Origin of the sequence: Aquiflexum gelatinilyticum (assembly GCF_024813435.1) — a bacterium.
Taxonomy (GTDB): Bacteria; Bacteroidota; Bacteroidia; order Cytophagales; family Cyclobacteriaceae; genus Cognataquiflexum; species Cognataquiflexum gelatinilyticum.
Genome location: NZ_JANAEZ010000002.1, coordinates 167465 through 192029, shown reverse-complemented (window position 1 = coordinate 192029; position 24565 = coordinate 167465). Strand labels below are relative to the sequence as shown.

Annotated in this window: 23 protein-coding genes; 8 read left to right on the top strand and 15 right to left on the bottom strand. The window is 41.8% G+C overall.

From position 1 onward, the window contains the following. Positions 1-15: 15 nt before the first annotated feature. The 4 genes from NK987_RS05455 to NK987_RS05440 all read right to left on the bottom strand — a co-directional run bounded on the left by NK987_RS05455 (position 16) and on the right by NK987_RS05440 (position 4427). On the bottom strand, positions 16-510 hold the full coding sequence (locus NK987_RS05455; RefSeq protein WP_259263054.1) for a very short patch repair endonuclease: 495 nt from the start codon (positions 508-510) through the stop codon (positions 16-18). A gap of 1 nt (position 511) precedes the next feature. Then, positions 512-2404 carry a sulfatase-like hydrolase/transferase gene (locus tag NK987_RS05450; RefSeq protein WP_259263053.1) on the bottom strand — a complete coding sequence of 631 codons (1893 nt, stop codon included), beginning with the start codon at positions 2402-2404 and terminating at the stop codon, positions 512-514. Positions 2405-2625: 221 nt separating this feature from the next. Next, a complete protein-coding gene (locus NK987_RS05445) occupies positions 2626-3969 on the bottom strand; it encodes an amidohydrolase (RefSeq protein ID WP_259263052.1) in 1344 nt (447 codons plus the stop codon). A gap of 134 nt (positions 3970-4103) precedes the next feature. Continuing rightward, the gene (locus NK987_RS05440; RefSeq protein WP_259263051.1) at positions 4104-4427 is read right to left on the bottom strand and encodes a four-helix bundle copper-binding protein; all 324 of its coding nucleotides are present in this window, start codon (positions 4425-4427) and stop codon (positions 4104-4106) included. A gap of 218 nt (positions 4428-4645) precedes the next feature. Here NK987_RS05440 and NK987_RS05435 point away from each other — a divergent pair, with 218 nt between their 5' ends. Beyond that, positions 4646-5353 (top strand): GIN domain-containing protein, encoded by a 708-nt coding sequence (locus NK987_RS05435; RefSeq protein ID WP_259263050.1) that lies wholly within the window; start codon positions 4646-4648, stop codon positions 5351-5353. A 252-nt stretch (positions 5354-5605) separates the two neighbouring features. Here the strand turns inward: NK987_RS05435 and NK987_RS05430 are convergent, their stop codons facing one another. Beyond that, positions 5606-6178 (bottom strand): porin family protein, encoded by a 573-nt coding sequence (locus NK987_RS05430; RefSeq protein WP_259263049.1) that lies wholly within the window; start codon positions 6176-6178, stop codon positions 5606-5608. Between the two features lie 184 nt (positions 6179-6362). Beyond that, positions 6363-7115: an energy transducer TonB gene (locus NK987_RS05425; protein WP_259263048.1), complete on the bottom strand. Its 753-nt coding sequence runs from the start codon at positions 7113-7115 to the stop codon at positions 6363-6365. Between the two features lie 269 nt (positions 7116-7384). Here NK987_RS05425 and NK987_RS05420 point away from each other — a divergent pair, with 269 nt between their 5' ends. The 4 genes from NK987_RS05420 (at position 7385) to NK987_RS05405 (ending at position 10987) form a co-directional block, all read left to right on the top strand. After that, positions 7385-7900, top strand: a complete 516-nt coding sequence (locus NK987_RS05420; protein WP_259263047.1) for a transposase — start codon at positions 7385-7387, stop codon at positions 7898-7900. A 20-nt stretch (positions 7901-7920) separates the two neighbouring features. After that, complete coding sequence (locus NK987_RS05415) at positions 7921-8112, top strand: transposase (protein ID WP_259263046.1); 192 nt, start codon at positions 7921-7923, stop codon at positions 8110-8112. A 61-nt stretch (positions 8113-8173) separates the two neighbouring features. After that, positions 8174-8593, top strand: coding sequence for a secondary thiamine-phosphate synthase enzyme YjbQ (locus NK987_RS05410; protein ID WP_259263045.1), 420 nt, complete (start codon positions 8174-8176; stop codon positions 8591-8593). Between the two features lie 177 nt (positions 8594-8770). Then, positions 8771-10987, top strand: coding sequence for a carbohydrate binding family 9 domain-containing protein (locus NK987_RS05405; RefSeq protein WP_259263044.1), 2217 nt, complete (start codon positions 8771-8773; stop codon positions 10985-10987). Positions 10988-11230: 243 nt separating this feature from the next. Here the strand turns inward: NK987_RS05405 and NK987_RS05400 are convergent, their stop codons facing one another. The 7 genes from NK987_RS05400 to NK987_RS05370 form a co-directional block, all read right to left on the bottom strand. Beyond that, entirely contained in the window at positions 11231-11743 is a 513-nt protein-coding gene (locus NK987_RS05400; protein ID WP_259263043.1) for a hypothetical protein, read from the bottom strand. 160 nt (positions 11744-11903) lie between these two features. After that, entirely contained in the window at positions 11904-14315 is a 2412-nt protein-coding gene (locus NK987_RS05395) for an alpha-L-rhamnosidase-related protein (protein WP_259263042.1), read from the bottom strand. Positions 14316-14356: 41 nt separating this feature from the next. Then, positions 14357-14977, bottom strand: a complete 621-nt coding sequence (locus NK987_RS05390; protein WP_259263041.1) for a hypothetical protein — start codon at positions 14975-14977, stop codon at positions 14357-14359. 1 nt (position 14978) lies between these two features. Continuing rightward, positions 14979-15530 (bottom strand): DUF5034 domain-containing protein, encoded by a 552-nt coding sequence (locus NK987_RS05385; RefSeq protein WP_259263040.1) that lies wholly within the window; start codon positions 15528-15530, stop codon positions 14979-14981. A 104-nt stretch (positions 15531-15634) separates the two neighbouring features. Further along, positions 15635-16564: a polysaccharide deacetylase family protein gene (locus NK987_RS05380; protein WP_259263039.1), complete on the bottom strand. Its 930-nt coding sequence runs from the start codon at positions 16562-16564 to the stop codon at positions 15635-15637. A gap of 13 nt (positions 16565-16577) precedes the next feature. Beyond that, positions 16578-17648 (bottom strand): hypothetical protein, encoded by a 1071-nt coding sequence (locus tag NK987_RS05375; protein ID WP_259263038.1) that lies wholly within the window; start codon positions 17646-17648, stop codon positions 16578-16580. Between the two features lie 41 nt (positions 17649-17689). Next, positions 17690-18223: a hypothetical protein gene (locus NK987_RS05370; RefSeq protein ID WP_338021194.1), complete on the bottom strand. Its 534-nt coding sequence runs from the start codon at positions 18221-18223 to the stop codon at positions 17690-17692. Positions 18224-18362: 139 nt separating this feature from the next. Here NK987_RS05370 and NK987_RS05365 point away from each other — a divergent pair, with 139 nt between their 5' ends. Continuing rightward, entirely contained in the window at positions 18363-19811 is a 1449-nt protein-coding gene (locus NK987_RS05365; RefSeq protein WP_259263036.1) for a DASH family cryptochrome, read from the top strand. A 2-nt stretch (positions 19812-19813) separates the two neighbouring features. On the opposite strand, the gene NK987_RS05360 is transcribed toward NK987_RS05365, so the two are convergent. Together NK987_RS05360 and dxs are read right to left on the bottom strand one after the other, a co-directional pair. Next, positions 19814-20575 carry an alpha/beta fold hydrolase gene (locus NK987_RS05360; protein ID WP_259263035.1) on the bottom strand — a complete coding sequence of 254 codons (762 nt, stop codon included), beginning with the start codon at positions 20573-20575 and terminating at the stop codon, positions 19814-19816. Positions 20576-20638: 63 nt separating this feature from the next. After that, a complete protein-coding gene (gene dxs / locus NK987_RS05355) occupies positions 20639-22555 on the bottom strand; it encodes a 1-deoxy-D-xylulose-5-phosphate synthase (RefSeq protein WP_259263034.1) in 1917 nt (638 codons plus the stop codon). Between the two features lie 184 nt (positions 22556-22739). Between dxs and NK987_RS05350 the strand changes: the two genes are divergently transcribed. Continuing rightward, complete coding sequence (locus NK987_RS05350; protein ID WP_259263033.1) at positions 22740-23489, top strand: segregation and condensation protein A; 750 nt, start codon at positions 22740-22742, stop codon at positions 23487-23489. Between the two features lie 3 nt (positions 23490-23492). Next, the gene (locus NK987_RS05345; RefSeq protein ID WP_258424792.1) at positions 23493-24548 is read left to right on the top strand and encodes a lysylphosphatidylglycerol synthase transmembrane domain-containing protein; all 1056 of its coding nucleotides are present in this window, start codon (positions 23493-23495) and stop codon (positions 24546-24548) included. Positions 24549-24565 lie beyond the last annotated feature (17 nt).

The following is a 24565-nucleotide window of genomic DNA, read 5'->3' as shown; positions in this document are numbered from 1 at the left end:
AAAATGGGCATATGGTTAGACATGTCCACTTAAGATGTCCATCACCCTCTTCACACATCTCCCCAACTCCTTTTCCACCTCAAAATCCCAAAATCTGAGGACGGTCCAACCACCGGATCGGTAGAAATGGTTGATTTCGCTGTCCCTCTGTATGTTCCTTTCGATCTTGGGAATCCAAAAGTCACGGTTCGATTTGATGGTTTGCTTTCTGTTTTCCCAATCGTGGCCATGCCAAAAAGCTCCATCGATAAAAATCACGAACCTGTATTTGATCAATGAAATGTCGGGCTTACCGGGTAGGTTTCTTTTGTTGCTGCGGTACCTGAGTCCTGCATGCCAAAGGGCTTTTTTGAGGAGTTTTTCGGGTTTGGTGTCCTTGCCTTTGATTTGGGACATGTTGTAGGACCGCTGCTTGGTGGTATAGAAGCCGTTTTCCTCACAGAATACGGGGACTGTGATTTTGGGTAAGGGATAGGGTTTGGGGATGGCAGGTTTTGACTTTTTGGACATTTTAGTTTCTCACCGCAATTTCTTCGCCGCAATTGATTCTGACTTGGTCCAAGGCCATGCCGATAAACATGGGGTAGCTCCAGGATTTGTACCTGCCCCATACCTCTCCTTGATATTTGGGAAAGATTTCATCTTTGACTAAAGGGATCAAAGGTTGGGCTTTTTCTTCCAGTAATCTTAGGGCAATGGCTGCATGGAGGACGGTGGTTTCCTCTTCCGCCTGAAGGTATTTCCCCAATGTTTGATAGGCTTTGGGATCTTCTTTGAGTTGGATAAGCATTTTGGCACTCTGAATGGCATTGATTGGAGAAGGGTCATCCAATATGTTTTCCAGTTCCTGAACTAACAAGCTGGAATTCAACCCGGCATATTCCAAAGCAATCAAGCCCCAATATCGGACAAGGGGATCCTGATCCTGCATTCGAAGTAGGATTGATCCGCCATCTATCTGGCCCACTAAGTTCATTGCTTCAAGGGTTTTCTCTGGATCGAATTGAGTATCATCCCTTAAGATTTCATAGACAGAACTTCCCTTTGCCCGAAGCATGTATTCAGATTCATTGAGCATGCCGGAATCCCTGTGTTTGACCATCCATTGATCCAGCTCTTTCTGGAATAGACCGATACGTTCCTGATGTTCGGGCTTCATCGCCAGGTTATTCAATTCATAAGGATCTTCCTCCAGGTCATACAACTCCATTGTCATTTTGGTATGAAAGTATTGTTCCAAGTGATTAGGCAAGGCCTTCTCATTTCTAGCCCGGTAGATTTCCTCCATGGCCTGTTTGCCTTGGGTGAAGATGATGGCATTTTGAATGTAGGGAAGTTGGGGCAGGTAATGCCGGATATATAAGTATCGCCCATCCGAAACCGAACGCGACATCTCATTGCAATCGTCCGCACGGCTTCGGAAGCCAAAACTGTACTGGTTTTTCACTGCATTGGGCCCTAGGAAATTATTGCCTTCCATATAGGAAGAAGGGGCTATGCCTGCCAAGCCCAAGACAGTAGGAGCAAAATCCACAAAACCCACCAGGTCATCCACCTGTCGGGTTTTCAGATTGGATACCAGGTGTCGGTATTGTTCCGGAACATGGAGGACGAGGGGAATGTGTAATCCAGAATTGGTAAGCCAACGCTTGTGTCGGGGAAGGCCAAAGCCATGATCGGAAAATACAAAGATGATGGTATTGTCATACAGCCCGTCGTCTTTGAGCTGTTGGACAAGTTCCCCTACTCCTTGGTCAAATATGCTGATCAGGTCGTAGGCATGGGCCATGATTTCCTGCATTTTTGGTGTGTCGGGAAAATAAGGCGGAATGGGTGCTTTTGCAGGGTCATGTCTGAGCTTGAGGTCCTTTTTTACTGATTCGGGGTCGGCATTGTTGGTGGGGCCTTCGTGGGTAATCATGAAATTGACTACGGAGAAAAATGGTTGACCTTCTTTCCTGTTTCGCCAATGGGCCTCTTTGCTGCTATCATCCCAACGGCCATCGGCACTGAAGTTGTAATCTGTTTTGACATTGTTGGAGGTATAATAGCCATGCTCCCGGAGGATTTCAGGGAGGATTTTCAGGTCATTGGGTAGGGGCACATCGGAACGTAGGTGTTGGGTTCCCAAGGAAGTGGCAAACATGCCAGTAATCAGCGTAGAGCGGGCCGGGGCACAAATGGGAGAGTTAGCGCTTGCTCTTGTAAAGACAAATCCATCCGCTGCCAGACCGTCGATATTGGGTGTAGTAGCGTATTCATCACCATAGCATCCCCAAGCCGGATCAATGTCCTCGGTGGAAATCCACAGGATGTTGGGCGGGGGGAGATCTTTTTGGCTTTCAGAATTGCAGGAAAAGAAGACCAGCGTATACAAAAGAAGAATAGGAATAAAGATTTTCATGGGGGTATATCTTTTATGTCTTGCTACTTAATTAAAAATATGAGTATCCGCAATGTTGCACCTTGGGCTATAAGAGACTATCTCGAATGCGGATACTCGTCCACGAACGACAGACCACAGTCCACTGAGCCTATAATCGATCCTATAACCAATTTTTGTTTGGCTACGTGAAAGAAAGTGGATACACATAATTGAAAACCATTTTTTTTGCCTAATTGATTTTACCGTACACTGTTTTCAAAAACCAGTTTTCCGTGGTGATACAGTTGCATGATAGGTGACAGTCTAGCCACCGTTTCAGCGGAACAAGAGGCATTTACCAGGTTGAAACTTGCTTCATCACCGACTTTGGGCCAAACCTGATTGCCCTGATTGTCCAATGGTGTCAGGCCTTTGGTACCTATGCCCAGGCATCTTGACAATCCGTACTCGTGGTTGTAGCGATAGAGTTCGGCCATGTTTTTGGCTTTGTCCAGCATACTTCCGGTGCCAAAGGGTTGCCAGTGGTCGGTCACACAGTCTGTTCCTGACATGACCCGGATGCCATGGTCCAACATAGCAGGAATGGGCATCACATTGTAACCGATGGGAACTGTGGTAGTGATTCCGATATCCGCGTGGGCCAGGGCTTCACAGGTCGTCTTCAGCGTTTTCTCATCCAATTTTCCCATCACAAAGCAATGACTCAGGTAGGTTTTGCCTTTGAGGACAGGGTTTTCGTTTACTTTGGCGATCAGGTACTGAACCGTTTTGAGACCTGATTCTCCTGATTCGTGTAAGTGGATGTCCAAGCCTTTGTTGTAGTCCAAAGCAAGTTGGACGGTGAAATCCATGGTTTTTTCGATTTGACCATCCAGAGAAAATGGATCCACGCCACCAATATAGTCAATGTCCATCTGTGCAGCTTCTCGCATCAAGTCCTGAGAACCTGAATAGTAAATGCCATGTTGGGGAAAAGCAACAAGCTCGGCGCCGAATGAATCTTTTTTGTTTTCAAGGGCTAATTGAAGGTTTTTCAGGGAATCGAGTTGGGATGTGGGTTCAATGTTGACATGGCTACGGGCATAGTCTGTCCCTTTGGATTGGAGGAGTTGGATCAGCTTTTCGGCCCTTTCTGTAGAATGTGGCAAGAGTGTTGGAATCACCACTTTTTCATGTTCGATGAGTTCCTTGACCGTTCTGAACTTGCTTTCCCGGGCTTTCCAAGGTCCGCCGTAGTAGGTTTTGTCCAAGTGGATATGCATGTCCTTCATGGCAGGCAGCATCAGAAAACCTTTGGCATCGATGGCTGAAGGGTCAGAACTGTTGGGTAGAATTTCGGTGATTTTTCCATTTTCGACAACCATGGAAAAAAGTGCTGTTTTGGTCGCAATGACTTCAATCTCGTCGCGGACAAAGCCTGTTTCCATCCTGACGTTTTTGAAAACTTTCCTGGAACTTTCGCCTTTTTGTATTGTGCTGCCGGGGGTACTTCCAAATGAAAATGAGGGTGCAAGAATGCCGGCACCGGTGAGGGCCATGGTTTGGGAAAGGAAATTTCTTCTATTAAGTGCTTTATCGGACATGAGGGGATACTTTTTTTAAATTTAAGAAAAAGGATAAGTTTTTCACTTTTAGAATTTTCGGTTTTTAAGGATTTTGAATGGATCAAGGACAAAAAAAAGCCTGATCTTTTCAGGATCAGGCTCCAATTTTTGGTTTAATTATTCAGATAAGACAAGCAGGCTTCTTTGCAGCTTTTACATGCTTTGGCACAAGCCTGACAATGGGCATGATCATGTTTGGCACATTCTTCAGCACATATTCCACAGATTTTAGCACAATATTTAATCAAGTCATTTACATCGTTGAAATTACTGGCAAGAATTTTACTGGTAGTCAGGCATATTGACCCGCAGACCTGATCCGTCTGGATGCAGGCTGCCATATGACTGACATCCTCCTCATGCAGGCATGCATCTGCGCAATGAAAACAAGCATTGGCACATTCTTGAAGTTTGGTAATCAATTCATTGGTTTTCATGGTTACTTTCGTTTAAGGTTACAAATCCATTAACTGGGTTAAACAGTGCAAATACCATTCCATTGACTGCCTTGTAATCTCCAATCTCGAAAGCAGGGATTTTGTCTGAATTCCATGATAAGATTTGATTCTCTTCTATTTCAATCCATTAACTTCAATGATTTTCAGAGATATTCCTTATTTTCATGACATTGTTTTAAATTTTAAACCACAGCAATATGAAAGCCAAAGGAATTTTGATCATTTATTTTCTGACAGGGATGTTTCTGTTTTCCTGCAACAGCAATAACAACAGTTACACTGAGGAAAAAGCCATAGAAGGCGTCAGCAAGCTAAAGCTTAAAGGAATTTTCAGTGTCAATATATCTCAGGGGGGTAAGGAATCCATGGTGATTTCAGGCAATGAGGATCTTGTCAATAAACTTCAGGTGGTGCAGACGGGAGACCTTTTGGAATTGACTTTGGATGAAGAAGAGTCGGGTGCATTTTTTATGAAAGAGGAGCTTCAGATAGACCTCGATATTACTGACTTGAGTGAAATCAGGTTTGAAGGAGTGGGCAATATCAAGAATTCAGGAACTTTGGATGTGGGTGAGATGCTGATTGCAGGAAACGGAGTCGGAAATTTATCCTTGGATCTCGATGCACAAAGTCTTAATGCAAGGCTGAACTTCGTCGGCAACATGACGCTGAAAGGAAGGGCAAATGAAATGACGCTTGTCAACGAAGGCATCGGGAATATTGATGCCTCTGATTTTTCGGTGCAAAATGTGGATCTTACGAGTTCAGGGATAGGAGCTGTTTCCGTTCATTGCGAAGGTGAGTTGACCCTGAAAGTTGATGGCATCGGGGTGGTCAACTACACCGGCAATCCAACCATCATCAGCGAGAAGGTTTCAGGGATCGGGAAGGTGAATAGGAATTAAGAAGCGAGAAAGTAGGAAGTGGTCAGTTTTCAGTAGTCAGAAATTTAGTCGAAAATACAGAATCCCTTTAGCCTGAGAAATCCCTGATGGGATGGTGAGGGATTGGGAGGGTTTTTGACTGTTTTAAAGGGAACGTTTCTTTTTACTTTTCGAGCTCTTATAGTTAATTCCAATCGGAGTGCTATTCAGTTCGAAAATTTAAACACAAAAAAAGGGACAGCTAATGCTGTCCCTATATTCTTGCAAAATAGATTAATTTTTGTGTTTGAAGAGGTAGAAGACACCCAACTGGAATCCTCTGTTTCTTGATTCGGAGTTGCTAGAAGCCCTGATATTGCTCAGCCCGTGGTTGTATCTTGCATCCACTCCAAATCCGGTTGCAGGATTGATATAGCTTGCGCCGATTCCTAAGCCCACATCGATGCTTTCAAATTGGTCATTGACATTGATGGAGGTGTCTCCAGATTTTGTTTTGGCCGCCACCAAAAATCCAAGTTGCGGTCCTGCCTGAACCCTGAATCCGTTGTCAAACATGTATTGAAGTAATACAGGTACATTAATATAATCAAGATTGAGGTTGGTATTGAGGTTATCAATTTTTGCGCCTTGGCCGGAGTAGTATAATTCGGGTTGCAGTGCAAATTGGTCAGTCAAGTGAATATGACCAAGGAGACCCAAGTTGAGTCCTGCTTTGGGATTGTATTGGCTTCCATCAGTGATGTTGTACACATTCAGGCCACCTTTGACACCAATGTTGATATGTTGGGCTGATGCGCTGCTTGTCAGGATGAAAGCCATCATGAATCCAATGAGGTAAAATTTCATAAGTTTTTGTTTTGTTTTTTTGGGCGGGTAATTCCCACAATAAGGAATCTTATCCGTGGCGCAAAGGTGACTCAAAACAAAAGTCTATGGCTTACAGAAAAAAAATAAGAATTACATAATTGCTTGATTTGGGCAATATGCAGGTATTGAAATGATAGATGGGCTCCATTACTTCAAAGAAAAATTAATTTTCCAGTTTAAAAGTAACCGGCAAAATCATGGTTGATTTGACGGCAATACCATCCACTTTAGTGGGGTTCCAAGGTTTTTTGGCAAAAAGGGCAAATACCCTCATTGCTTCCTTGGCCAAATCGGGATGTACATATTCCACATTCATGACCTCATAGAAAGTGATTTCACCAATTTCATTTAATTCAAAGAAAATATCTGCTTTGCCTTCTATCCCAGCGTCGATTAGAGGCTCTGGATACTTGAGGTTTTGGATGAGGAAATTTCTCCATGCTCCCATCCCACCCACCGGGAGTGCATTTTCGTAGGTCGGGGCAGTTCTTGGAGTTCCTTTTTCATCAAAAGAAAGATTTTCAAGGACTTCGTTTTTTACTGTGGTTTTGGAGGATTTGAGATTGCCGTTTGCAAAAAAGGTGAATTCCACGATACTGTCTCTGACATAATCCCTGAAGGTTTTGCTAATGAGGTACCCGTCCTCCGCAAAACGGGCGGTATTCCTTCGAATGAGTTTTCCTGATGCATCTTTTTCATTGGTTTGTTCCAAAGCAAGGGAATTGTCCATTCTGAAATACTTGGAAGTTGGATCCGGTTCTCCTTCGCTTAGCTGCAGGTAATACACAGGCTTGTATACAGCAGTATCCTTTATGGCTATAAAATGTCTGTTGAAATACTGTAGGACTTGGGAGTGGGAGACAAATGGAAGAAACAATACTATCGATGCAATCAGAAAGGATTTTTTGTAAGCCATCGGGCAAATAGATTTATGAACAAAAGTTGGGCGAAAAATCAGTCAAATACAAATCTTGGAAAACACTATTTTCAATCCAAAAATAAAAAGCCGGTAGTTATCCACATGTCCTTTTTGATGGCCATTTTTACCAAAAGTAATATAAACCTTGATTAAAATTGGATTGGAGTTTTGCCTTTCAACTTAAACGTTTAAGATCGGCTGTTGATTTGGGGAAGGAATGGGGATGGGGTAAATTGGAGCATTGTATACTATTCCTTGTCTTTTTTATGGCTGAAAAATATAAAAACAAATACCGAACTGAATCTTTCCGGGCAAAGTGGTGGGATTATACCTGGAATGCAGCCTATTTTGTCACGATCTGCACTTTAAACAGGCGGCATTATTTTGGAAAGGTGAGCAATGGGAAAATGATTCTTTCCGGGGCCGGAGTGCTTGCCGATGTATTTTGGTATGAAATCAAAAATCACCACAAATATGTAGAATTGGATGCCTTTGTAGTGATGCCCAATCATATCCATGGAATATTGATCATCAATAAGCCGGATGAAAAAAGGGAAGAAGAAAAAAATGATTTTGGAAAGGAGGATCAGAGAAAGGAAGAAAATGGGAAAAATTATTCCAGATATCAGGAAGATGGGGATTTTAGAAATCAGGATAAAGATGGGGATTCCAGAAATCTAGATAAGGAAGAGAAATCCAATGTGGAGTCGTTGCATGCAACGACTCCACATTGGATTTCTCTTCCACAAGGGGATTCCTTAAAGGAAAGGAATCTCCCATAATTACAGAATTCTCCCAACATATGGCTGCTATTTCCCCAAAGAAAGATTCTCTCCCATCAATATTGAGATCTTATAAATCTGCTGTAACAAAACATGCCAACAGATTGGGATTTGAATTTGGATGGCAATCCAAATACCATGACCATATCATCAGGGATGAGGGAGCTTATCAAAGAATTGCCCAATACATTGAAAACAATCCTTCAAAATGAAAGAAGATGGATTTTTTTAATTTTATGAAGCATAGAAAAAAGCCTTAGCCTAATTATACTCATGACCATCCAAAAAACCATAAGCCTCAAACCCTTTCCTAGGGGATTTCACCTCATCACTTCTATTATAGAAATGCATTTTCCAGAAATACGACAGATCAAGATGGGTATCCTTCATATATTTATCCAACATACCTCGGCCGGATTGACCATCAATGAAAATGCAGATCCGACGGTGAGAAAAGACTTCGAGACCTTTATCAACGAACTGATTCCAGAAGGCTATCCGAAGTTTATCCACAATTATGAGGGAGACGATGACATGCCTGCCCATATCAAAAGCAGTTTTTTTGGCAACAGCCTACAGGTTCCCATTACAGATGGAAGTCTCAATCTTGGAACTTGGCAAGGGATTTATCTGTGTGAATTCCGAGACCGAGGGGGCTCAAGAAATATCGTCCTTACAGCCATGGGCGAGTAAAACAGAAAATCTGGGCTTCCAGTATCATTTTGTTGCAGAAGATGAAATTGGCCTGCCTTATTGAGGGAGCCCTTCAAAATGTTATAAAATACCTCAAATGCTTTTTTTTTGCCTTTGGTATAAATCAGGGGAGCCCCCAACATTCCATGGGCTATTTTCGGTAACAAAGTCCCCTGCATGAAACGCATTTTCACCTTTTTCTTTTTTGTACATATTGGTATGTCCTTCGCCCAGACTTCTGATAAGGCGCTACCAGGTCTCATAGCGGACAAGATCAAAATGGAAATCAAGTTGGATGGGGTTTTGGATGAACCCATCTGGCAGCAGGAAGGATGGGCGGAAGATTTTCAGCAGTTTTTCCCTTCAGATACCTCTCTCGCCAAAGCCCAAACAAGGGTAAAAATCGCCTTTGATGAAAAATTTCTTTATATCGCTGCGGTGATGTATAACCTTGGTCCCCGCACTCCACAGGAATATGTGAGTACCTCCCTGAGAAGGGATTACCGAGGGGAGCAAAATGACGGTGTCAGTTTTGTCTTGGACACTTTCAATGATTACAGCAGTGGATTTCAGTTTGGGATCAATCCCTTCGGAGTGCAGCGGGAGTCCCTGATCGCCAATGGCGGCATGCAGTCCTCTGACCTTAACCTCGCCTGGGACAATAAGTGGTATTCGGAGGCCAAGATTTACGAGGACCATTGGATAATAGAGGCTGCTATTCCATTTTCAACCCTGAGGTACAATGACGGTGCTAGCAATTGGAATGTGAATTTTTACAGGATCGACAGCAAGTACAATGAAAGAAGCACATGGTCACCGATTCCGAGAAACTTCAACGTGATCAACCTGGCTTTTAGCAGAAAATTGATATTCTCTGAACCCCTTAAAAAAGAAAGTACGAACCTCTCCCTGATTCCTTATGCGGCGATGGCTACTGACAGAAACTTCCTTACAGGCACTTCCAATCCGTTGACTCCTACTTTTGGCGGTGATGCCAAGATTGGTATTGGACCGGCGATGAACATGGACTTGACAGTAAATCCGGATTTTTCGCAGGTAGAAGTGGATGAACAGGTGACCAACCTAGACCGATTTGAGATCTTTTTCCCGGAACGAAGGCAGTTTTTTCTTGAAAACGCTGATTTGTTTGCGGATTTTGGAGCCACTAACCTCCGCCCTTTTTTCTCCCGAAGGATCGGAGTAGACAGGGATGAAACTACCGGTCAAAATGTACAGAACCAGATACTATTTGGGGGCAGGCTGAGTGGAAAGCTTGACGACAACTGGCGGATCGGAGCGATGAACATGCAGACTGCCAATGATGAAGAAAGGGGCATCGCTGGCAAAAACTTCTCGGTGGCAGCCATACAGAGGAAGGTTTTTACCCGATCAAACATCGGGGTGATCTTTGTCAACAGGGAAACTTTGAATCAGGAATTGGATATTCCCCTCTTCAATGACAGCCTTTCCAACAGGCTGCTCGGGGTGGACTATAACCTTGCCTCGAAGGATAACAAATGGACTGGCAAGTTTTTTTACCACAAGACATTTGAAAAAGAGGATTTAGATAAATCTTCCACTGCCCATGCGGCATTGAATTATGCAACTCCGGCCATCACCGCCTCGGTGGCTTTTTCCCAAGTGGGAGAAAATTATAATCCTGCTGTTGGTTTTACACCTCGAAACGATTACAAAAGGGGCTTCGCAACCTTTGAATATCAATTTTTCCCAAGATCCACACTTATCAACCGGCATGGTCCCGGTGTAGAGACGGAGACATTGTGGAATGAAGATTTGGGAGTGACAGATGGACTTCACTCACTATTTTACAGGATTCGGTTCCAATCTCTCTCCATCTTGACTGTGACGGCATCAAACAGGTACACGTATTTGTTTTCGGATTTTGATCCTACTAGGACCGGAGGCGAGCCATTGCTAGCAGGGACAGATTATTCCAATTCCCTGATTGGGTTTCGGTATATCAGTAATCCCCGAAAAAAGGTATATGTGTCATTGAGAGGTGATTTTGGGGAATATTTCACGGGGGATATCAAAACCATACAAGGGACGATGAGTTGGAGGATGGGCTATATTGCCAATATTTCCATGAATTTCAGTTACAATAACATCAGGCTGCCGGAACCACAAAATGATGCAGACCTGTTCCTAATCGGGCCAAGGATTGACCTGACTTTCACCAAAAGTCTTTTTTGGACAACCTTCTTTCAGTACAACAATCAGATTGACAATATCAACATCAATACTAGGTTGCAATGGCGCTATGCACCTGTCTCAGATTTGTTTATTGTGTATACGGACAATTATTTCCCTTCTACTTTTATTTCAAAACAGCGGGCTTTGGTCATGAAGCTGAATTATTGGTTCAATATCTAAAAGGGGGTTAATTGGTTATTAGTTATTGGGTTATAGGGTTATTGGTTATAGGGTTTATGAGTTAATGGTTATTAGGGTGTGGAAGATAGATATTGATTGATACTGGAAAGGAAATCAAATTATCAAAAATCCTGAACTGGTGCTTAGAATTCCACAACAGGCATGTTAAGAGATTTAATATCGAGATCAGAAAGGCTTGGACAAAAAGATAATGAGGCAATTATCGTTAAAATAGTATCAAATTTACTTCAATTGATTTTTAGAGAATTCTACAAAAAAGTAGATGACAGGACCAAAGAGTAATAGCGGAAAAACAAAAATAAACCAACCTGTGATCCCTGAGCCTGCATTGGAACCTGTGTGGAACGAAAAGTATTCGACCACTACAAACATCAGCAGGATATTGAGTTTGAGCCATCTCCAAAGCCTTTTGTTGATCTGTCTTAATGCCGGCCCATTTTCTTTGTTTATTTCTACCGCATAATCTCCATGTTGAACCCTTTTGTTGTAGAGGGTCAGCCCTACATATAAAATGGTGGCTACAAAAGGAACAGAATAGGTCATCCTGCTTGCCCAATATTCATTTGGATTACTGAAAAAATCATATCCTTCAGGGACTATATCCAGACTTTGATGTTGGAAATAATAGGTCAAGGACCATAAGCCTATCAACACCAAAAGGCTTAACACTTCCACTATCCTATCCAATAAAGAAACTTCAACATTTCCAAACGTTTTTAAGCTTCTGTTTATCATTTTTAATCTTAAAGATTGTGGTGAAATGGTATTTTGACAATTACCAAAATTAGTGGCCAAATTTCATTTTTCCGACAATCAGACCCAATGGATTTTAAATCAAATTGTCAGGTTAATTACATGCGGTTGCAAAAGTGGGATCTATCAAATCCCTAAGAACTCAATATAACCTGATCTTATTGCCCTTGCCCGTAAATGTAATCCTGTTTTTGTCTTTTTGGTTTTCTACTTCCATTTTATTTCCATTGAGGTCAGCATTGGTATGTATGGATGCAGGCCAAGAGAACACAATACTCCAGTCTTCTTTTTCCTGAGAGAGATATGCTTCCACCTGCCCAAGTTCATTCACTTTGTATTCAAAAGAAATGGCATTGTCACCGATTTCTACATTTTCAATTTTTGCTTCCTTCCAGTCAGTAGGGAAGGCAGGTGATATGTGGATAACTTTATTCGCAGCTTCGGGCTGAATACCAAAGAACTGGGTCACGATAGGCACACCAAAACTGTATAGGTTCCAAGCCTGCGCCATCATGCCATAATCAGGAGAAACTTCATAGATTGAACCCGGGAGAGCAAATCCAAATGACTTGGTCATCCGCTTCAGGTAATCAAGCGCCTGATCCGGATTTCCATAATTGTTTTCTCCTATGGCAGATACGCCGGTAGGCAAAGTCATCACAGCACCTGTATATGAAAAGGCTTTGCTGCCTACAAATGTCCCGTCAGCCATCTCAGAAGATTCATCCCTGTCGATTCCGGTGACGAAGACGCCAAATGGATTGGTGAATTTTCGGCCTTTTTCCAATGCCCTGATGGCTTTGTCAGAATCGGCTATCCCCATTTCCATAGGTGTATTGACTACCCAATTATGAAAAATCACAAAACCTTGCTTTTTGTTTGGAGGATAAGTGGATAACTTTCTTTTTGTAGCTTTCAATTCTTCTACAGCCCATGGTTTATTGAGCGTATCCGCCCTGATGATTGCCGCCTCCACGAGGTGGATGGCTTCAGCAGGAGTTCCTATAAAGTCAGCGTAGCCATTGAATTCCTCGACCCAAAATTCCTTATTGATTTTCTCTTTAATCAGGTCCGCGGTATGTTGATAACTTACAGAAACCGAATCCTCACCCATTACTGAAGCGATATGCGCAGCATCTGCAAAGGCTTTTTGGGTATAAGAAGCCACGTCGATCATCTCTGATTGGAGACCATGGATTTCCATCATGCCATAGCCAACAGGAAAGAGGTTTCCGTCTTTGTCATTTTCATCCATCAGCCACTGAAGACCCTTTTTTACAGTTGGGTAATATGTAGCCAAAAACTCCCTATCACCCGTCCATTGGTACACCCACCAAATCAATGAGGCAAACTGTGGTGTTTCATTGATATTGCCGGGATTGAAAATCACCCCGTTTGAGCTCACTTCATGGATTATTTTTCCGTTTCCATTGGTTTCAGAAAGTTTGTGGATAAGTTCGATGGTGCTGTAGACCAAATCCTTTCTACCTGTAGCAATGGCGCCCTTCAGGGTGTATTCATTGTCCACACCAAACCACCAAGGATAATCGGGCATGCCTGCCCCAAGTCCTCTTCCTACCTCAGGCACTTCCCTCACGAGCCATTCTGTATTGTATTTGATCCATTCAAAAGCTTTTTCAAGTTCTTTGTCAGGGATGGTGATTTTGGCTTTTGAAGCAAGCTGCCTGTAATGCTTTTGTTTGTCTTTGAGGTAGGTTTCCGCATTCAGCTTGAGTTTGTCAAAAGTTTCCTCTGCATCGGCTTTAGAGGTGTAAGAACCGGAGATAAAAAACCGGATACTTTGAGTGGATTCGGATTTTAAGTTGATTTCATAACCCAACTTGGCAGCTTTTCCTTTTCCCTGTGGTTCATAATTACAAACTGCAGATGGACCTTCAGAAGGAATTGCTTTTTGGTTTGACCCAAACATCGCATACCATTCATTGCCTTGGTCCTTTCCAAGCCAAGCCTGTCTACTTTCATCAAATGAAAGTTGGTCCTCAAAATCAACCATGCCTGCTTTTTCTCCCAACCACACCGGCATGAGGTCAGTATGGCCTGAAAACTCAAAATCAAATGAAATATCGGACTTATCCACATTCCTAAACGTGAATTCGATGACCAAACCCTGCACTCCTTCCGGGACAAACTGAAACCTCTCAACTTCCAAGCCTGGGATATGAGTTTGAAAAAGGTGTTTGTTGGCAAAGGGATAATTGATGAACTGATGAGCTGCATCGAGACAAAAGGAATTGTCTTGTTCTATGATTGCTGCCGTAAAGCCATCCATGAGTTTGATGGGGTGGTTCCAGATCCCTCCCATTTCGCCTTTGACATGCCATCCCAAATCCGGAAATGTACCATCTTGATGGCCGACCATATAGACACGGTCTCCGGCGGTGACATAGGGTGAGGACAAGTATTCGGCTTTTCCAATTAGGCCCTCCACTTCATTTAACTGAGAAAATAAGGGTTTTTCGGTGGTTTTACTTGTACAGGAAAAAAGAAACAGAGGCAATAACCCAAATAAAAACAGCAAAGGTCGAAGATTCATAGAAGTTGGATTTATTGGCTAAGTAATAAAGTTAAGCCTTTTCATTCAACCCTCAATACGATGTTTTCTACTGTGTTTGAAAAAACCCTTCCATCTTCTAATGTGATGGTACAAGTGAGATCAAAGGGAGATGTCTGTGTGGATAACTCTGAAAATCGAACAAATGAAGTGCCCAAACCCCTATTTCCCGATATTGGATCAAGATATTCAGAAAATGGAAAAAATTGTCCTCCTATTCTAGGCGCAATTAAAACGATGTCATTAAATACAGCGCCTGCCGGATAATTGTCGTTGAAATTTTTATTGCTGTTCAATTCCCATGTTTTGACAGGAGATTCAAAGTTGACTGCCGGATCACAGGCAAAAGCAAAAGGCAACCCCGATGTCGAGGTGGTTTGTTTAACTTCCGCTATTGATTCATAGGTCAAGTCAAACATAATTAACAGCTTCCCTGTCGTCAGGTTTTTTTGATTTGACCATTCATCTACCCTCCAACCAGGATTGCTTGGAATATACTCCAAAGGCATGGCCGACAAGTCACTATATCGTAGGAACAGTGCTTGACCCGAACAATCCTCTATGCAGGAAAAGGTCAAAACAGGTAACACCTGGAAGAAGAAAATGATTGAAAAAATTGTGGATAAGATTCTATTTACTCTCATTTTATGGCGTCAGCAATACCGGAATGATGGAGGATTGTTTGGTAGAACCATCTTGAAACCTGGCAATAATTTTCAAGGAATGCATTTCAGAAACTTCAGGACTTTCGGTAAATGTGAAATAGAAGGTGCCAAAATTGGATTCATTTACAAAGTTATCTACAAATTCCTCTTTGGTATAGGTCTTTGTTAAATCTGAAAAACTTACAACTTCAAACAAATCCGAACCGGCAGGATATGCATCATTGAAATCTTCATTGCTGACCAATTGGAAAGAAGTGACAGGATTACTGTTTTTGTAAACCAAGGGACATTCAGGACTTGGATTAAATAGTACCTGAACTGGTTTTACCATTCGGATATTGACAATCAGCCTGTCGATGGGAAGTGCGTCATCATTGTACCAAATACTGTTTCCTGCTCCATCAATAGTCCTTGGAACCATTGACAATTCTTCCAATTCAAAGAGGGTGTCTTTACAGGTGGTTTCGCAGGAGGTGATCAAAAGCAACGACAATCCAACACCCAAGGTGTTGATAAATGAATTTCTAAACATAACCGTAATATTTTGCGAGATAGTAAATTAAAATTATCAGATGAAGTTGGAATTATATAGCCAGCTTAATCCGATACCAATCAAATAAATTATTTCCATAAAAGCTAGTTTACTGATGCGATTTCTCTCCAGGTAACGAGTTTGATGTTGTTGTCTTTGATCAATTGCCGGCCTTTTTCACTGGTGAAGAAATCGTAATCTGCCTGTCTCCAAGTAGAATTCCAATAGAGGTGACGAACGGTGACCGCCTTCATTTCTTCATCATCATAGGCGACATGGATTAGAAGTGCAGTGATACCAGATTCCAGGTTGCTGAACAAATCCGAATAAAATCCTTCCATTCCTTTTTCATCATAGATAGTTGAAGAGGCAATAGCTACCTGATCAATGACAAGCAAGTTATCCACATCGATGTCTTTGAACAATTCGGGGTTAGTTTTTATAATGGATTCGACCATTTCAGGAACAACCATCGCAGGGAAACCATATTCTTTTGCCAATTTGAGGTAAGAGTGAAGAAACTCAGGCCTGCCATAGAAGATGCAGCCCATGTGGGAATCAAGGTGGGTAGGTTTGATTCCGATTCTTAAAGCAGCTTCGATTTGGGCACGGATTTCTTTTTCCACTTCCGCGGGACTTGCATTTTTGGCTACTGAGGCGCAATCGGGGTACATGTAGCCATCCGGCCCTTGTAATCCCGGCACATTGTCTGCCATTGGTCCCCATTTGTAATTGAACCACTCATTGGTTAAGGTAATATGCACTCCTATATCAAGGTTTGGGTGATCTTTGATCAGTTCTCCCACTTCAGTAGACCAAGCGCAGGGCATCATAATACTGGTGGAATTCACAAAACCCTCGGTCATAGAGGAAATGGTAGCGATATTTTCAGAATGGGACAAACCTATATCGTCAGCATGGATGATGAGTAATTTATCGGTTTTGGTGTAGCCAAGTTTTTCGGCCAAAGTTCTTTCTTGCGCAAAAGACAGGGTTACAAAAAATAAAAAGAATATTGTGGATAACTTTTTCATTTGACTTTGGGGTCTATTTTTTGAGGCCTTTGATAACTACATTTCCAGTCCCTTCTTCAAGGCATGGATATTGAAATTCAGTTTTAAGTCTTTTGGGATTGTTCACCAAATCATAAAACCCATCCAAATATTTAACAGTTGATTTGATGGTTTTTTCATCCAAAAGCTTGCTTTCAGCATACAAATTGTAAATCGCTTCTTTTTTTGAATTGTACAGGGCAATGGTTTCATCAAATACTTTCATGTCTTCCATGCAATAGCCTCTATATCTCCGTTCTGTTACAGAGAGCATTTTAAGTTCAGGGGCAGGCTTGGCATAAGGTGCCTCCACAATTCCCGCATGGTCAAAATCATATGGGACAGCAATGGGCAGGGAGGCTTTATCCACATTGATCAATTTGATGTTTTGTCGGTATTGGATGGACCAATCTGTATTTCCAATCAAATATTGAAATACTGCCATCCTAAGAAAATCAGGTGCAGGAATACTTTCAGGTCGGATGAGTTCTTGGTTGATTGAAGTCATCCCGTTGCGTTCGGCCATCCGGTCTTCATCTTCTATCAGAAATGCAAGAACGGGTTCAAAATCTTTTGGCTTGGAGGATAGGTCTTCAAATGTCAACCTGACCAACCTCACTTTGAAACTCTGTTCGGTGATCAGGTTGTATAATTTATACACATAAAATTCTCGCAACAAATACTTTTCCCCTCTACAGGGCATGACAAGTTTGAGTTTATCCTGCTTCTCAAATACGGTATTTATGGTAGTTTCCTTCGCAAAGTTCAGCAAGAGCGGTGGAAAATTACAGATATTCATTTCCCTTCTGAAATGGCCCCTTGTTCTTATTTTCAAAGGGATATCAGGGCTCTTTTCGGAGTTATCCACATAGGATAACGAAAAATCAAAATACTGCGGTTCCCCCTTGGTGTCTTTAAAAAGCCTGTCAAAATCACCTTTCATAGAGATTTCGAGGATTTCCTCCGAATCAAAAAGATTAAGATCCTGTGATAATCCTTGGGATTTCCCTCCCAGGAAAATCAAACATGAAATTAAACCCATTTTAATGGTGATAGGTATTTTCATTTTTTGATTCAATAAAAACTAATATTCCATTTTTTTAACTTTCATTTTTCCCAACCCCATGCTGGCCCCGGGCTTTTGACTTCTTTGGTCAAGTCAAATTTTACAGAAAAGAACCGGTCGGTCCCCATCCTTCTCAAATTGTAGGTAAAAGAACTTTCATCTAAAGTTATCCACCACACATTGGTTGCTGAAGCCGGTATTAGATCGCCAGTCTCTTGGTCTGCGGGGAAAAACTGTGTCCCTGCCATTCCGGTATTGGATGCAGTCCCTCCGTATTGGGTAATTTTGTCCGGTAGCCCATTTTCATGTCTGTGGTCATGCTTCAATTTCATCAAACCATTATCCATGGTCAAAACCCATGTCCGGGATTTATCTTCCCCGACAAAAAAAGGGATGTGGATAAATCCTTCTCCACAATCTACCAAATGCATGACAAGTTTTTTGCCGGCAAATGGATCATTTTCAGAGATGGGAGTGGTTACTATTCCTTCATAGGATTTCCCGCAATGTTTTGTTAATGACTCCCAAAAAACCTGATTGGCTTCTTTATCTTGGGCTGAAATTTGGGAGCTCAAAAAACAAATCAATAGGAGAAATAAGTACGGTTTCATAAGGAAAATTAATGGTGGCTAATAGAAAACTTTATATCGATTTCTTCTACAATATACGGGTTTTGCCCAAACACTTTTATTATACAGGCTGTTCATCCTACAAATGAAGTACAATAGAGTAATAGTTTGGTTTAAAAATGATTTAAGGTTGCATGATCATGCAGCCTTATTTTCAGCTTGGAAAGAGTCTTCTGAAATTATTCCTGTGTATTGCTTTGACCCAAGGCAATTTGGAAAAGTAGATTTGGGAATCCAAAAAACAGGTCCTTTCAGGGCGAAGTTTCTGATAGAGGCTGTGGATAACTTGAGACAAAACCTGATTAAAGCAGGTGCCAACCTGATAGTCAGAATTGGAAAACCCGAAGAATTGCTTCCTGAATTGGCAGTTGAATTTCAGGCCGAAGCTATTTTTTACTCAGAGGAAGTGACTCAGGAAGAAAAATCCGTTGAAAAAAATCTTGAAAATGCGGTTTGGAAAAAAGGAATTGAAACCAAGACTTTTTGGCAAAGCACCTTGTTTCATATTGAGGATTTGCCATTCCCTATCAGTCAGACACCGGAGGTTTTTACCCAATTCAGAAAAGAGTGCGAAAAATTCAGCCAGGTCAGAAAGTCCATTGAAAAGCCTAGAAAGATCAAATTTCCTGAAATTGGTATTGAATTGGGAAAAATCCCTGAGTTATCCACATTTGGATTGAGTGAACCTTCAGTTGTTAAAAAAGGTGTTTTACCATTTGTTGGAGGGGAAGATGCCGGGATTCAACGGCTCCAAAGCTATTTTTGGGAAAATGATTGTCTGAAGACCTATAAAGAAACCCGAAATGGTTTGTTGGGGCCTGATTACAGCAGTAAGTTCTCCGCTTGGTTAGCTTTGGGCTGTATTTCTCCCAAGTACATTTATGAAGAAGTGGGGCGCTATGAAAATGAAAGAAAAAAGAACGATTCCACTTATTGGATGATTTTTGAATTGATTTGGAGAGATTATTTCAGGTTTGTAAGCAAAAAACACGGCAGCAAAATTTTCCGACTACAAGGCATCAAGAATCATGTGGATAACTGGCGAAAAGATGAAAAACTTTTCCGGAAATGGGCAGAGGGAAAGACCGGGGTTCCTTTTGTAGATGCCAATATGCGGGAGCTCAATGCAACGGGGTTTATGTCCAACAGAGGGAGACAGAATGTGGCCTCGTTTCTGGTCAATGACTTGGGAATTGATTGGCGATGGGGAGCCATGTATTTTGAAAGCCAACTGATAGATTATGACGTCTGTTCCAATTGGGGAAATTGGATGTATGTTGCCGGAGTCGGCAATGACCCAAGAGAAAACAGGTATTTCAATATTCTGAAGCAAGCCAACAATTATGATAAAAAAGGAGAGTATATCAGGCATTGGATTCCTGAACTGAGCAAAATTCCCGGTTTTGATATCCATCAACCGAATACCCTGGCCAAAAATGAACTTAAGTCTTATGGCGTTCATTTGGGTGCAAATTATCCACATCCCATTGTAGCTTTCTTTTCTAGGGAGAAAGGGGTGGCTATTAAAAATTAAAGCTATCCCAGTTTCCTTAGAAATTCTTGGAGGATGATTAGGGTTTCTTGTTCAGCCTCAAACATCCCCATATGGCCGACCTCTTGGAGTTCAAAGTAATCGTCGGTATAGGGTTTGTGCATGCGGCTACCTTCAATTTTGACTGCCCCATCCAAAACTCCTGCGATCATTAGCTTCTTCCCGTTGAAGTTCTTCCAAACTTCCATACGGTCTTTTCTATCCCGCATGGCAGCCAAATAGGCAAGGACTCCTTTCTTGGAACTTTTTTTACCCAAGGCAGTCAATTCTTCAATTTTATTTTTATGGGTAATGCGGTGCTGTTCGCTAAAAAGTGGGGGAACGAAAGAATCAATAAACTTATCCACACCGTGTTTTTTGATAAAAGTGATGGTTTTGTTTCGGGTCTTCTTTTTTTCTTCATCATCCGGAAATGCAGTAGAGTGAAACAACCCGATTGCTGCCAAGTCATTTCCAATCAACTCAGCCAAAGCCAATGTAACATACCCACCCAATGAATGACCGATGACGGCTGGATTTTGGATACCTTCTTCTTCCATCCAATCATGAAGCATAACAGCAACTTCCTCTAATGTTATGCTATCCTGTTGCAAAGGACTTTCACCAAAACCGGGTAGATCGATACAATAAACAATATGGGTTTTTGCCAATTCCCTTGAAAAAGTTATCCACATTTCCTTGGATTCACAGAAACCATGGATTAGAATGATGGGGTTGCCTTTGCCGTTTGAAACAAATTTGATCATATGTCCAAAAATACAAAATCCCGGCTTATGGCCGGGATTTAAATTTTAGGGGTAATTTTTTGGTTACTTTTCTACCGCAGTTTCAGCCATTTGCTTTACAGCATTTGCAATGCCTTCAGGATCAAAGCCACATTCTCTGTGGAGTTCGATTTGTTCACCATGTTCCACTACCCTATCAGGGATACCCAATCTTTTGACTTGAGCTTGGTAGCTGTTATCTACCATCCATTCTAAAACTGCAGACCCAAATCCCCCCATGAGGCATCCATCTTCCACAGTCACTACTTTTTTGAATTTACTAAAAACCTCATGCAGCATTGCCTCATCTAGAGGTTTTACAAACCTCATGTCATAATGGGCAGGATTGAAGCCTTCTTTTTCGAGCATGTCGCAGGCGGTCACAGCGTAATTGCCTATGTGGCCAATCGTCAAAATCGCAATGTCCTCTCCTTCACGAATAATCCTAGCCTGACCAATTGGAATTTCCCTCATCGGGGTTCTCCAATCTACCATCACCCCCTGACCCCTTGGGTACCTGATGGAAAATGGACCCTCAAATTTGGTGGCTGTGTACATCAGGTTTCTTAATTCTTCCTCATCCATGGGTGAAGAAACCACAATATTGGGGATACATCTGAAAAAAGAAATGTCATAGGCACCATGATGGGTCGGACCATCAGCCCCTGCAAATCCCGCTCTGTCCAGGCAAAACACCACTTGGAGGTTTTGTAGACAAACGTCATGGACCACTTGATCATAAGCCCTTTGCATAAAAGAGCTGTATATGTTACAGAAAGGAATCAATCCTTGAGTGGCAAGTCCTGCTGAAAAGGTGACGGCATGTTGCTCTGCTATCCCCACGTCAAAAGCCCTATCCGGCATTTCTTTCATCATGATATTCATGGAAGAACCGGATGGCATCGCCGGGGTAACCCCCATGATTTTATCGTTTTCTTCGGCAAGCTCAACGATGGTATGGCCAAAGACATCTTGGTATTTTGGAGCCTGTGGTGTGGTAGGGATTTTTTTGTAAATCTCACCGGTCACTTTGTCAAAAAGCCCGGGTGCATGCCAAGTGGTTTTGTTTCCAGTCTCGGCAGGGGCATAACCTTTGCCTTTAACTGTGACACAATGAAGGATTTTTGGACCGGGAATATCTCTCATGTCTGCAAGTATTTCTACCAAATGATGGACATCATGGCCATCTACCGGTCCAAAATACCTGAGATTCAATGATTCAAAGAGGTTACTTTGCTTCAAGACGGCGGATTTGATGGCTCCTTCCACTTTGGATACAATATCCTGCGCCGAGGAACCAAACATCGAGATCTTGCCAAGCAGATTCCAAACTTCGTCTTTGACTTTGTTGTAGGTATGGGAAGTGGTAATGTCAGTCAGATAATCTTTCAATGCTCCTACGTTAGGGTCGATCGACATGCAGTTGTCATTGAGGATAATCAGCATATTGGTATCTGAAACTCCAGCATGGTTCATCGCTTCGAAAGCCATACCGCCGGTCATGGAGCCGTCTCCGATGACGGCTACATGTTGTTTTTTAGAATCTCCCTTGTATTTGGATGCCACTGCCATGCCTAAGGCAGCTGAAATAGAGGTACTTGAATGCCCAACTCCAAAAGTATCATATACGCTTTCTTTCCTTTTGGGAAAACCGGATAGTCCGCCATAAAGCCTGTTCGTATGAAATTGACCTTTTCTTCCTGTCAAAATCTTGTGTCCATATGCCTGGTGCCCTACATCCCAAACAAGCTGATCTTCTGGGGTATTAAGGACATAATGCAGCGCTACTGTAAGCTCCACTACACCAAGGCTCGCACCAAAATGCCCTCCATAAACAGACACATTGTCAACGATAAACTGTCTCAGTTCATCACAGATCTGTACCAATTGGTCTTTAGAAAGCTTTTTAAGATCGGCGGGTGAATCGATCTTTGCGAGTAATTTTCCTGGTTTGATGATCATCAGCAATACGGTTCTTAATAAAGGTAATTAACATTTGTCAACCTCAATTGTTTTTCAAAATTTTCTTTGAATTTTATCAGGATTGAAAAAGGGTCTTTTTATGTCCCAAATGAATAAATTACCATTATTTGGATATCTTTGGACAAGATTAATGCGCAAAATTAAGAAAATAAAATAGTTTACAGTGAGTTTTGAAATCAAATTACCACTTTTCGAAGGGCCATTCGATTTGATGCTGTTTTTCATCGAAAGGGATGAGCTGGATATTTATGATATTCCGATTTCAAAAATCACTCAGGATTTTCTTGATTATATCCATCATCTTGAAAAAATGGAAATCGAGGTGGCAAGTGATTTCATCCTTTTTGCCGCTACATTGATGAAAATTAAATCCAAAATGCTGATTCCCCGCCCAGAATTGGACGAAAATGGGGAAGAAATTGATCCAAGGGAAGAATTGATCCGGCATTTATTGGAATATAAAAAGTACAAATCAGTCATCCTCGAATTAGGGAAACTGGAAGAGGCGAGGCTTGCCAAACAGCAGAGAGGGAACATCCTTTCAGAACTCAAACAGCTGGCTAAGGCAGATGATGTCGATGCAGAAATGCAAGATTTGGACCTGTACAAGCTTTTGAAAGTATTTCAAAAGGTCATGTCAAAGTACAGTTCAAGAACTGATGAAACAAAACATACCGTCATACAGTATCCATATACCATTGAGCAGCAAAAAGACTTTATCCTCGAAAAAATGTCATGGAAAGACCGAGTCGCTTTTACTGAGTTTATCAGCTACAAGCCTGAAAAAATCTTTGTGATTTACACTTTCTTGGCGATTTTGGAATTATTACAATTATCTATGGTTACCATTACTATAGGTGAAGGGTTCAACAATTTTTGGGTAGAAAAGCAAGAAACAGTTCCTTCGGTATAGGATATGAAACTAGATAACAAGCAGATTTTTGCAACCCTCAACCCAAATAAGGTCTGGTTTCCGATACTTATTGGTTTGGGAATAGTTTTTTTGATGTTTTATCTCGATCCCAATATCAATGCCCAAACCTTAAAAGGTGTATTTGATGGATCGATCTGGTGGATTCTGTTAGCCATTGTTGTCATTTTGTTTCGGGATTTGGGATATATATACCGGATCAGGGCAGTCACAGACCAACAACTCACTTGGGGACGTGCACTTTATGTCATCATCCTCTGGGAATTTGCCTCGGCAGTGACGCCATCTGTGGTGGGAGGTTCCGCTGTGGCGATTTTCATTTTAAACAAGGAAGGAATCAAACTTGGCAAGGCCATCGCCTATGTCATGGTGACTGCCATTTTGGATAATTTATTCTTTGTGATTGGCGCACCCATCATCCTTTATTTTGCCCAAGGCCATATATTTCCGGCGAGTAGAATGATGGAAATGAGGCTAGGAAGAAGCCTTGAAGTATTGTTTTGGGTAAGTTATGGCCTTTATGCCTCCTATTCTCTTGTGATGGCTCTGGCATTATTCTATAAGCCAAGGGTATTCAAATGGGTTTTACTTAAGATTTATTCAATCAGGTGGCTTAAAAAATGGAAGCATTCAGCCAATGAATACGGCAATCAAATCATCGAAGCCTCAAAGGAACTGATAGGAAAAAATTACAAATATTGGCTACCTATTGTTGGGGCTACTATCTTTATTTGGAGCTCAAGGTACCTTATGCTCAATGCTTTGATCGGGGCTTATGAATCATTGAGCATTTCGGAGCATGTAGTGATTTTTGCAAGACAGGTAATCATGTGGATCGTGATGATGATTTCCCCTACCCCCGGTAGCAGCGGCACTGCGGAGTTTTTCTTTGGACAGTTCTTTGCAGAGTTCCTGAACGGCTACACTTTTGTCACTAGTATTCTTTGGAGAATGCTTTCTTACTATCCTTATCTGATATTAGGAGCCATTTTTCTACCAAGATGGATCAAGCAGGTATTTTTCAAAAAGAAAGAAGAATAAAGCCAAACCCTTAATAT

What these genes read in the sequence shown, in the direction of transcription:
- NK987_RS05455 (WP_259263054.1), bottom strand. Translation starts at nt 510, where the DNA reads ATGTCCAAAAAGTCAAAACCTGCCATCCCCAAACCCTATCCCTTACCC.
- NK987_RS05450 (WP_259263053.1), bottom strand. Translation starts at nt 2,404, where the DNA reads ATGAAAATCTTTATTCCTATTCTTCTTTTGTATACGCTGGTCTTCTTT.
- NK987_RS05445 (WP_259263052.1), bottom strand. Translation starts at nt 3,969, where the DNA reads ATGTCCGATAAAGCACTTAATAGAAGAAATTTCCTTTCCCAAACCATG.
- NK987_RS05440 (WP_259263051.1), bottom strand. Translation starts at nt 4,427, where the DNA reads ATGAAAACCAATGAATTGATTACCAAACTTCAAGAATGTGCCAATGCT.
- NK987_RS05435 (WP_259263050.1), top strand. Translation starts at nt 4,646, where the DNA reads ATGAAAGCCAAAGGAATTTTGATCATTTATTTTCTGACAGGGATGTTT.
- NK987_RS05430 (WP_259263049.1), bottom strand. Translation starts at nt 6,178, where the DNA reads ATGAAATTTTACCTCATTGGATTCATGATGGCTTTCATCCTGACAAGC.
- NK987_RS05425 (WP_259263048.1), bottom strand. Translation starts at nt 7,115, where the DNA reads ATGGCTTACAAAAAATCCTTTCTGATTGCATCGATAGTATTGTTTCTT.
- NK987_RS05420 (WP_259263047.1), top strand. Translation starts at nt 7,385, where the DNA reads ATGGCTGAAAAATATAAAAACAAATACCGAACTGAATCTTTCCGGGCA.
- NK987_RS05415 (WP_259263046.1), top strand. Translation starts at nt 7,921, where the DNA reads ATGGCTGCTATTTCCCCAAAGAAAGATTCTCTCCCATCAATATTGAGA.
- NK987_RS05410 (WP_259263045.1), top strand. Translation starts at nt 8,174, where the DNA reads ATGACCATCCAAAAAACCATAAGCCTCAAACCCTTTCCTAGGGGATTT.
- NK987_RS05405 (WP_259263044.1), top strand. Translation starts at nt 8,771, where the DNA reads ATGAAACGCATTTTCACCTTTTTCTTTTTTGTACATATTGGTATGTCC.
- NK987_RS05400 (WP_259263043.1), bottom strand. Translation starts at nt 11,743, where the DNA reads ATGATAAACAGAAGCTTAAAAACGTTTGGAAATGTTGAAGTTTCTTTA.
- NK987_RS05395 (WP_259263042.1), bottom strand. Translation starts at nt 14,315, where the DNA reads ATGAATCTTCGACCTTTGCTGTTTTTATTTGGGTTATTGCCTCTGTTT.
- NK987_RS05390 (WP_259263041.1), bottom strand. Translation starts at nt 14,977, where the DNA reads ATGAGAGTAAATAGAATCTTATCCACAATTTTTTCAATCATTTTCTTC.
- NK987_RS05385 (WP_259263040.1), bottom strand. Translation starts at nt 15,530, where the DNA reads ATGTTTAGAAATTCATTTATCAACACCTTGGGTGTTGGATTGTCGTTG.
- NK987_RS05380 (WP_259263039.1), bottom strand. Translation starts at nt 16,564, where the DNA reads ATGAAAAAGTTATCCACAATATTCTTTTTATTTTTTGTAACCCTGTCT.
- NK987_RS05375 (WP_259263038.1), bottom strand. Translation starts at nt 17,648, where the DNA reads ATGAAAATACCTATCACCATTAAAATGGGTTTAATTTCATGTTTGATT.
- NK987_RS05365 (WP_259263036.1), top strand. Translation starts at nt 18,363, where the DNA reads ATGAAGTACAATAGAGTAATAGTTTGGTTTAAAAATGATTTAAGGTTG.
- NK987_RS05360 (WP_259263035.1), bottom strand. Translation starts at nt 20,575, where the DNA reads ATGATCAAATTTGTTTCAAACGGCAAAGGCAACCCCATCATTCTAATC.
- dxs (WP_259263034.1), bottom strand. Translation starts at nt 22,555, where the DNA reads ATGATCATCAAACCAGGAAAATTACTCGCAAAGATCGATTCACCCGCC.
- NK987_RS05345 (WP_258424792.1), top strand. Translation starts at nt 23,493, where the DNA reads ATGAAACTAGATAACAAGCAGATTTTTGCAACCCTCAACCCAAATAAG.